Here is a 6,859-nt window from a genome sequence, read left to right on the forward strand (position 1 = left end):
CCGAGATCAGGGGCGGGTGATTCCGCCGCCCCACCCTTCCCCCCGCTTGCGGCGGAGAGGGCGGACTCGGCCGAAGGCCAAGGGGGGCGGTCCCGCCTGTCGTGAGGCTTGGGAGTTCGCGTCGACGCCCCCCACCTCGGTTCGCGCCTTCGGCGCGACTCGGTCCTCCCCGCCGCAAGCGGGGGGAGGGTTGGTTCGGCGGAAACCGCCTATGCGATAGCCCTCCTCCGCCCTACCGCCTCTTCAGCCCCTCGATGATCCGCTGGCATTCGTGCAGTTCGGCGAGGGCCGCCCGCAGGCGGTCGAGATCGGCCGTGGCGAGGCCCGGCGGCATCGGCCTCGCGTCGTGTCGGACGGGAGCCGGGCGCGGCTCGTCCTGCCTCTCCGCGCGAACCGGCCGCGGCGCGGCAGCCGGCTCGTCGTCTTCCGGTGCCGGCGGAGATTCGGCCCGCGGCAACATCCCGCCGCGTCCGATGTCCTGCACGACGCGGGGCCCCTCCTCCTTCAGGATGCGCTGCACGCCCTTGATCGTGTAGCCCTGGCCGTAAAGAAGCTGGCGGATCCCTTTCAGCAATTCCACATCGTCGGGCCGATAATAGCGCCGGCCGCCCCCACGCTTCAGGGGCCTGATCGAGGGGAACCGCGTCTCCCAGAACCGCAGGACGTGCTGGGGGATGTCGAGATCCTCGGCGACCTCGCTGATCGTGCGGAACGCGTCGGCCGCCTTGCTCGTGCCGAGCGGCTGCACGCTCTCACTCGCCGTCGCCGGTGGGGGCCTCGCCGTTGATGCGGGCCTTCAGCACGTTCGACGGCTTGAAGACCAGGACCCGGCGCGGCTCGATGGCGACCTCGACACCCGTCTTGGGATTGCGGCCGACACGCTGGCCTTTGCTTCGTACGATAAAGGACCCGAAGGACGACAGCTTCACCGACTCCCCGCCGGCCAACTCGTCGCAAATTTCGGCAAGCACCTGCTCGACGAGATCTGCCGATTCCGTCCGCGAAAGACCAAGCTTCTGATAGACCGCCTCGCTCAAATCGGCCCGAGTGACCGTGCGGCCAGCCATCCTGCCTCCCTGCCCGGCCGAACCCGGCCGACCCCCATGCTCCGCCTGCGCCGGAAGAGCTATTCGGTCGCACCGGGGCGGTCAACCCGAGGTTTCGGGCGGCCACCCTATCCTATCGGCTACCAGCGCAGCAGCGCGCTGCCCCAGGTGAACCCGCCGCCGATCGCTTCCAGCATCACGAGGTTGCCTTCCTTGAGGCGTCCGTCCTTCCTGGCAGCGTCGAGCGCGAGCGGAATCGAGGCGGCCGACGTGTTGCCGTGGCGCTCCACGGTGATGACGACCTTCTCCCGCGCGATGCCGAGCTTGTCGGCCGAAGCCTCGATGATGCGCCGGTTGGCCTGGTGGGGCACGAACCAGTCGAGATCCTCCGCCGTGACCCCCGCGGAGGCGAAGGCGTCCCGCACCACGTCGGTCACCTTGCCCACCGCGAACTTGAACACGTCCTGGCCCTGCATGCGCAGGTGGCCGGTCGTCCGGGTCGAGCCCGGGCCGCCGTCGACATAGAGCTTTTCCCGGTGGCGGCCGTCCGAGCGCAGCTTCGTCGTGAGGACGCCGCGGTCGCTCGCAGCCCCCGTACCCTCCCGCGCCTCCAGCACGACGGCCCCTGCCCCGTCCCCGAAGAGGACGCAGGTGCCGCGATCCGTCCAGTCGATGATGCGCGAGAAGGTCTCCGCCCCGATGACGAGGGCGCGGTGGTGCGAGCCCGAGGCGAGAAACTTGTCGGCCGTCGCGATCCCGTAGACGAAGCCGGTGCAGACGGCCTGGATGTCGAAGGCCGCGCCCTGCTCCATGCCGAGCCCGGCCTGGATCTGGGTCGCAGTCGCGGGGAAGGTGAAGTCGGGCGTCGATGTCGCACAAACGACGAGGTCGATGTCGGAGGCCGTGAGCCCGGCATCGGCGAGGGCGGCGCGGGCGGCCTTCAGGCCGAGGACGGAGGTCGTCTCGCCCTCCCCCGCGATATGGCGCTCGCGGATGCCGGTCCGCTGGACGATCCACGGATCGGAGGTCTCGACGATGGCCTCGAGATCCTTGTTCGTGACCACCCGCTCGGGAAGATAGGAGCCGCAACCCACCACGACGGAGCGGCGGATCGGGCATTCATCGCGTTTGTCGGCCAAAGCTCGTCTCACGTCTGCGCCACGACCGACGTCTCGTCGAGCATGTCGCGAATCGTTTGCATCAGATGGTGCTGGGCCATGTCGTGCGCCATGTCCACGGCGCTGGCAAAGCCTACCGCGTCGGTGCCGCCGTGACTCTTCACCACGATGCCCTCGAGGCCGAGAAACACGCCCCCGTTGACCTTGCGCGGGTCGAGCTTGTCGCGCAGGGCGTCGAAGGCGCCGCGGGCGAAGAGATAGCCGATCTTCGCCATCAGCGTGCGCGTCATGGCGGCGCGCAGATATTCGGCGATCTGCTTGGCCGTGCCCTCGGCGGTCTTGAGCGCGATATTGCCGGTGAAGCCCTCGGTCACGACCACGTCGACCGTGCCGCGGCCGAGATCGTCCCCCTCGACGAAGCCGTGATAGGTGAGGCCGGGGATCTCCTGCTCGCGCAGCAGCCGGCTCGCCTCGCGCACGATCTCGACGCCCTTGACCTCCTCGGTGCCGACGTTGAGCAGGCCCACGGTCGGCTTCTCGATATCGAACACGATGCGCGCCATGGCCGCGCCCATCACCGCCATGTCCACGAGATGGGCGGCATCCGCGCCGATCGTCGCGCCGACATCCAGCACGATCGATTCGCCGCGCGTCGTCGGCCAGATCGCCGCGATGGCGGGGCGCTCGATCCCGCTCATGGTCTTCAGGCAGACCTTGGACATCGCCATCAGCGCGCCGGTATTGCCGGCGGAGACGCAGGCATCGGCCTCCCCGTCCCGCACGGCCTGGATCGCCATCCACATGGAGGATTTCCAGCGCCCGTGCCGGAGGGCCTGGCTCGGCTTGTCGTCCATCGCCACGGTCAGCTCGGCGTGGCGGATCTCGGTGACCTCCGCGAGGCGCGGATGCTGTGCCACGAGCGGCTCGAGCTGCGCCTTGTCGCCGGCCATCAGGAAGCGAACCTGCGGATGCCGCTCGAGCGCGAGCGCGGCGCCCGGCACGGTGACGCTCGGACCGGCATCGCCGCCCATGGCGTCGAGCGAGATGCGGACCGGATTCGTCATGAGGGAAACGAGACCTTCTTTAGAAAATGCAAGCGAAGCGTATCGCCTCGGCCATTCGCGCGGGCAACCGTTTTTGTCATGCCGCGCTTAACGATCGTCCTTCTTCGGATGGAGGTCCGCGAGCCGGGCGAAGGGCGAATCGCGGCCCGTCTCCTCCTCGCCGGATTCGAACACGATGCCGGGCTTGCGGGGGAACGGATCGAGGCCGAGCGCCAGGAACTCCGCCGTGATCGCGCCGAGATCGATCGAGTCGCCCGTCAGCTCGTCGGGGGGATCGTGCTCCATCGACAGCTCGACCTCCGGCGGGAGTGCGGGAGAATGGCGCAGCGGGGGCGCGGCGAAGGCCACCTCGACATCCTCCTCCATCTCCGCGGGGAAGGGTTCCAGCGTCACGCCGCAGACCTGTTCGATCGAGGCCGAGACGCGGCCGGTCACGGTCACGCGATCGCGCGATCCGACGAGGCGGAAGCGGCCTTCGAGCCGGTGGATGGCGGGAAGATCGAGATCGGCCGCAAGCGCCGCGCGCTCGGCCTCGCTCGCCTCGACCCGCGCTTCGACGCCGGCATTCGTGACGCGGTGAAGCGGAAACCGCCGCGAGAGCGGGCCGACGGGATCGGGCGTCACGAGGAGCGGCTCCCGGCTTCGGCGAAGATCCCGGCAGGTGCGGGGAAATCGGGACCCTCCAGGATCCCGGCCAGATTCTGCCGGGCGAGCGAATCCTCCGCCGCGAGAATATGGGCAGCCAGGGCGCGCATCTCGCCGCCCGGCCGGCCGAGGCGCCGTCCCAGCTCCTCGCCGAGCGCCGCCGCGTCCCGCGCCTCGAAGGGGGCCTCGTATTTGGCGGTCCGGTCGTAGAACGCCCCGCCCAGCTTCCTCATCTTCTTCGGCACGCCCATGTCGCCCACCCCCGTCTCGCGCATCCCAGCCTCGAGATGGGCGAAGACACTGTCGACGAGGTCCTGGGCGACGTCGTCCGCGGGCGCCGGCAGCGCCCGCAGGCGGCGCAGGACCAGGAGGACGTGAAGCGCCAGGGCCTCGAAGCGGCCCTCCACCGTATCCGCAAATCCCCCCGCCCCATAGAGGCCGGGATGGCGCGCGGCCGCCACGATCCGCTCGTGAAGGTGCAGGATCAGCGCCTCGCGCGGGTTGCGCCGCATGAAACCGAACATCGACAGCTCCGCTGCGGCCCCTGGCCGCCGCCTTGTCAAAGCCATAAGGCGCGGCTACGGCACCACGCCCGCCCGGACAAGTCCCCACCGTCCTCGAGGATATCGATGTCGCACGGCCGTTCCCGTTTTCTCCGCCTCGCCGCCGCCATCCTCTTGGGGGCGAGCGTCGGCGGATGCCTGATCGGGGAGGATCTCCATCGCGGCTATGTCATCGACGAGCAGGCCGTCGCCCGCGTGAAGCCGGGCACGAGCGCCGAGGACGTGCTGAAGATCCTCGGAACGCCCTCGACGGTCTCCACGGTCGGCAACAAGAGCTGGTACTATATCAGCCAGACGGCGACGCGGCGCCTGCAATTCATGGGCGAGAGCGTGACCGAGCAGAAGGTGCTCGCGGTCTATTTCAACCAGGGCCTCAAGGTCGAGCGCATCGCGCTCTACGGGCTCCAGGACGGCGTCGTCTTCGACTTCATCTCCCGCAAGACCGAATCGGGCGGCCAGGAAGCGAATTTCGTCGCCCAGCTCTTCCGCGGCCTCGGCTCCTTCGTGCCGAAGAACTGACGGGCGGGGCCCGAATCGGCGCGCCCCTCAGAAAAGGTCCGGCGGGATAGTCGGCTTTGACCCATGTCGGACTTTTGGCTCGTCCGCTTTCAAGCAAGATGAAAGCGGACACTCGGTTCAATTTACCGCTTCAATGTCGTTCAACACCCAACTTTTCTCGAAATACGCTTCGGTCGGGCTATAGAAGCGAAAGATGGGGAACCATCCTTTGCCGGGCACAGTCTGAATCCAGTTCGCGTCATCCTTGGGCTTGCTCGGACTGAAGACGATATCAACCGACCCATCGACATTGATCCTCGGCTTGGTGTAGCTGCTAACAGACGGTAGATGTTGGTCGCTCTGCAACTCGGAACGGCTCAGCGCGTCGTACACTACAATCGACCAGAAGTTCTTGGCCGGGATGTTCGGCAGGACGTGCAACCGATAGCTCTTTGCGCCATCGAGAAAAGCACCGCTCGCGTCACGATAGGTCCACAGATATTGTGAGCCCTGGCCGACGTTCTTCTCCATCATTGCCGGGCTATTGCCAGCAGCCATGTAGTAGACGTTGTTGCGGGCATCGATTTGCGGCGCGCCGTCCCGCGCGAATGTATAGGTCATCCCGACCGGGATGCCTTGCCACTTCCGGCTCGGGTAGTAGGGAACCGTCGTAGGGTCCGAGTAGGTATTGGCACGCGCGATCGCGCCGCCGATCCGCGCCGCCTCAGACAGCAAAGCCTTTGTTCTGGCATCGGGGTTGAACGGTTTGCCCTTCTCGATGCCGATTGCCTGCATCTGCCAGCGCTCGGTCGGATCGAACAGTTCGGCCGGCTCCTCGTCGACGAGCTTCGCTAGAAGTTCGAAATACCGGATCGTATCCGGAAACACGGTGTCGATGGCCTGGTTCGAGCCATTTAGGAACTGCATAGATGGCGGCGACGCCGCCTTTTCCAGCGGATAGACCTTGATTTGCTTCATCAGGGCGACGGCCTGATCGGTCTTGTCGTCGACCTGGAAGCCCCTGACAGCGAACAGGGCAGAATAGGTCGGCGAGCCCGAAACGAAATAGCCGTCCGGCACGCTGCCGTTGTAGCCGGGGGGCAAGACCAGGAACTTGCCGCCTGCGCCCTTGTCGGGCCCGAGCGGACCTATATCGGCGAGATAGCGCTGCAGCCCATCCTGGATGAAGCCGAGCATGCGCGGCGGCGCCTCGATCACGGTCGGGCCATCCGCCTTGAGATTGAGATGGGCAATCGCGTACACGGTCTCGGTGTTCGCGGTCAGCAGTACGGTCTTCGCGTCCATCAGGTTTTCCCAGATGACGACGTCCTGCGGCGTTGTCGCCCCGAAGGCGCGGATGCCTTCGCGGGTCGCGATCTCGCTGACCCGCATCATCTGCGTCGTGTAGACATCGACCGCTCGGTTGAGCTTCTGCGTCTCAAGCAACCGGGCGGCAGTATCGCCGGACGGATAGCCGTTCTTGAAGTCGAAATCGCCGTAAGGCGTCCGAAGCGTCTCTGTATTGAGCCAGCCGTGCGGGTCAGCTGTTTGTGAGCCTGGCGAGGACGCGGCCGACGGCGCGGCGGTCTGCGAGAATGCCGGACCAGCCATGCCGAAAAGCAGCACAAACAGGAGCGCACTGCGCTTCATCACGACCTCCCTATTCCAGCGCTTCCGTAAGCGTCGGTCGTTCCGGGCACGTTGTCAAAGATTAAGGACCGCTTTTCGGCATGCATCGAATGTCCTCAGACCGCCCCCAGGCGACATTCCCTCGCCAACAGCCCTTGACGTCAATCACCCAATAAAAAAACCCGCCGGGTCTTCCCGGCGGGCCGTCCGTGCAAGCCTGCGCCTCGCTCAGCTATGGGCGAGGATCGCCAGCAGCAGCAGTGCGATGATGTTGGTGATCTTGATGGCGGGGTTCA

The 6,859-nt window shown here is 66.7% G+C and carries 8 protein-coding genes; 1 reads left to right on the plus strand and 7 read right to left on the minus strand.

The features are described from left to right. Positions 1–232: 232 nt before the first annotated feature. The 6 genes from PKD06_RS15975 to PKD06_RS16000 all read right to left on the minus strand — a co-directional run bounded on the left by PKD06_RS15975 (position 233) and on the right by PKD06_RS16000 (position 4,397). Positions 233–748 (minus strand): MerR family transcriptional regulator, encoded by a 516-nt coding sequence (locus PKD06_RS15975; protein WP_324381798.1) that lies wholly within the window; start codon positions 746–748, stop codon positions 233–235. A gap of 4 nt (positions 749–752) precedes the next feature. Beyond that, complete coding sequence (locus tag PKD06_RS15980; RefSeq protein WP_324381800.1) at positions 753–1,067, minus strand: integration host factor subunit alpha; 315 nt, start codon at positions 1,065–1,067, stop codon at positions 753–755. A gap of 119 nt (positions 1,068–1,186) precedes the next feature. After that, positions 1,187–2,185: a beta-ketoacyl-ACP synthase III gene (locus PKD06_RS15985; RefSeq protein ID WP_324381802.1), complete on the minus strand. Its 999-nt coding sequence runs from the start codon at positions 2,183–2,185 to the stop codon at positions 1,187–1,189. A gap of 8 nt (positions 2,186–2,193) precedes the next feature. Further along, complete coding sequence (gene plsX, locus PKD06_RS15990; RefSeq protein WP_324381804.1) at positions 2,194–3,228, minus strand: phosphate acyltransferase PlsX; 1,035 nt, start codon at positions 3,226–3,228, stop codon at positions 2,194–2,196. An 87-nt stretch (positions 3,229–3,315) separates the two neighbouring features. Further along, positions 3,316–3,852 carry a DUF177 domain-containing protein gene (locus tag PKD06_RS15995; RefSeq protein WP_324381806.1) on the minus strand — a complete coding sequence of 179 codons (537 nt, stop codon included), beginning with the start codon at positions 3,850–3,852 and terminating at the stop codon, positions 3,316–3,318. After that, positions 3,849–4,397, minus strand: coding sequence for a ubiquinol-cytochrome C chaperone family protein (locus tag PKD06_RS16000; protein ID WP_324381808.1), 549 nt, complete (start codon positions 4,395–4,397; stop codon positions 3,849–3,851). The genes PKD06_RS15995 and PKD06_RS16000 overlap by 4 nt, the downstream gene beginning before the upstream one ends. A gap of 105 nt (positions 4,398–4,502) precedes the next feature. Between PKD06_RS16000 and PKD06_RS16005 the strand changes: the two genes are divergently transcribed. After that, positions 4,503–4,955 carry an outer membrane protein assembly factor BamE gene (locus PKD06_RS16005; RefSeq protein ID WP_324381810.1) on the plus strand — a complete coding sequence of 151 codons (453 nt, stop codon included), beginning with the start codon at positions 4,503–4,505 and terminating at the stop codon, positions 4,953–4,955. 117 nt (positions 4,956–5,072) lie between these two features. Here PKD06_RS16005 and PKD06_RS16010 read toward each other — a convergent pair whose 3' ends face one another. Then, complete coding sequence (locus tag PKD06_RS16010; protein ID WP_324381812.1) at positions 5,073–6,584, minus strand: DUF1254 domain-containing protein; 1,512 nt, start codon at positions 6,582–6,584, stop codon at positions 5,073–5,075. Between the last annotated feature and the right edge of the window lie 275 nt (positions 6,585–6,859).

The sequence above is a fragment of the Enterovirga sp. genome (assembly GCF_035325185.1).
In the GTDB taxonomy this organism is placed as follows: domain Bacteria; phylum Pseudomonadota; class Alphaproteobacteria; order Rhizobiales; family Beijerinckiaceae; genus Enterovirga.

What these genes read in the sequence shown, in the direction of transcription:
- PKD06_RS16010 (WP_324381812.1), bottom strand. Translation starts at nt 6,584, where the DNA reads ATGAAGCGCAGTGCGCTCCTGTTTGTGCTGCTTTTCGGCATGGCTGGT.
- PKD06_RS16000 (WP_324381808.1), bottom strand. Translation starts at nt 4,397, where the DNA reads ATGTTCGGTTTCATGCGGCGCAACCCGCGCGAGGCGCTGATCCTGCAC.
- PKD06_RS16005 (WP_324381810.1), top strand. Translation starts at nt 4,503, where the DNA reads ATGTCGCACGGCCGTTCCCGTTTTCTCCGCCTCGCCGCCGCCATCCTC.
- PKD06_RS15980 (WP_324381800.1), bottom strand. Translation starts at nt 1,067, where the DNA reads ATGGCTGGCCGCACGGTCACTCGGGCCGATTTGAGCGAGGCGGTCTAT.
- plsX (WP_324381804.1), bottom strand. Translation starts at nt 3,228, where the DNA reads ATGACGAATCCGGTCCGCATCTCGCTCGACGCCATGGGCGGCGATGCC.